This window comes from Nonomuraea lactucae, from assembly GCF_003313395.1.
Lineage (GTDB): Bacteria > Actinomycetota > Actinomycetes > Streptosporangiales > Streptosporangiaceae > Nonomuraea > Nonomuraea lactucae.
The window spans coordinates 1-1,558 of the sequence record NZ_QNFZ01000129.1; the positions used below are offsets into that span (position 1 = coordinate 1).

Consider the following 1,558-nt stretch of genomic DNA (forward strand, 5'->3'; position numbering starts at 1 on the left):
CGCGCCCGCCACGTCGCGGCGGTCGTGCGGGGCCGCCGCGGTCGTGTGGGGCGGCGCCGCCCTTGCCGAGGGGCCGCTCCGGGCGGTCAGATGCCGCAGAGTTCTTCCAGTGTCTTGGCGGATCTCTGGCTGTTGCGGGTCGGGGTCTGGGTGGGCTTGGCGGCCACCGGGCCCGAGGGGCCGGTCGTCGCCGTGGAGGTGCCGGGAGAGGCGGCCGCCGCGGCGGCCCGGCGGGCGGGCTTGACCGAGTCCGCGACGGCCTTGGCCGAGGTACGGCGGATCTTGGCCCAGTCGGGGGAGCCCGGCCAGAAGTCCGGCGGTACGAACTGCACGCTGGTGATCTTGGCGCCCTTCACCTTCACCGCGAGCGCCACCAGCGGCTCCACCAGCGGCTGCGGGATGTTCGTCTGCGCCAGGCGCTTCGTGGCGCCGGCGATCGCGGTGAAGTTCATCAGGATCTTGTCCGGGGTGGCCTGCTTGGCGAAGGCGCCGATGACGCAGCGCTGGCGGCCCATGCGGGAGAAGTCGTCGCTGCCCACCCGCGACCGGCCGTACCAGAGGGCCTGCTCGCCCGACAGCCGCCGGTACCCCGCCCTGATGGTGCCCGCCGTGCCGTACAGGCCGCCCCACTTGACGTCCCGCTCGACGCGGATCTTGAGGCCGCCGATGGCGTCCACGAGGTCGGCGAAGCCGTACATGTTCATCAGCGCGTAGTAGTCGATCTTGAGGTTGAGCGTGTAGCCGATGGCGTCCATCAGCGCCCGCGCGCCTTTGTTCTTGCCGCCCATGATCTCCGGGTGGTCGTTGGCGTACTGCCACACCTCGTTGAGCAGGCCGCCCTGGCCCAGCTCGGCCATGTAGCCGTTGGGGAACTGCCTGTGCAGCGGCGACGTCGGGGGGAAGCGCACGTGCTGCAGGTTGCGCGGGAGGCTGAACAGCACGGTGTTGCCCGTCGGGATGTGCACGCTCGCGACCGTCATGCTGTCGGTACGCACACCGGTGCGGTTGCCCGCCGCGTCACCGCCGACCAGCAGGAAGTTGACCCGGTCCTTGCCGTTCCACGGGTCCTCCTCCTTGACCGGCGCCACCTCGGGGTCCGTCGGGACGCTGGGGAAGATGTGGCGGATCGTCGATCGGAAGGTCAGCACGGTGTTGGCCGTGAGCGCGAACGGGGACATCACCGCCACGCACAGCACGCCCACCACGATGCCGGAGACGATCTGGCCCTGCTGGCTGAGCCGGTTGGGGTTGAGGGCCACGTACGAGGTCACCAGCAGCGCGAACCAGCACAGCGCGCCTACCGAGGCCACGACGATGACCGTCACCAGCATGCTGTCGCCGGCGAAGGCGCTGATGTTGTCCTTGTTGCGCGTCAGCGCGAACGCGAGCCCGGCGATCAGGAGGATCCCGTACGCGGTGAGCAGCGCCAGCCCGGTGCGGCGGTGGCCGGCGCGCAGGTGCGCGGCGCCGGGCGCGATGGCGGACAGGGCGGTCCAGCCGAGGATGGAGCCGACGGTCAGCGGCTTGGCGAAGCGAGGCGCGCCGCCCCGCGCCCTGG

1 protein-coding gene is annotated in these 1,558 nt (G+C 71.4%); it reads right to left on the reverse strand.

What is annotated here, in order from left to right:
• Window positions 1–86: 86 nt before the first annotated feature.
• Window positions 87–1,558, reverse strand: a 1,472-nt coding sequence (locus tag DQW85_RS09125) for an LCP family protein (RefSeq protein ID WP_162794856.1), incomplete at its 5' end; no start/stop codon positions are given.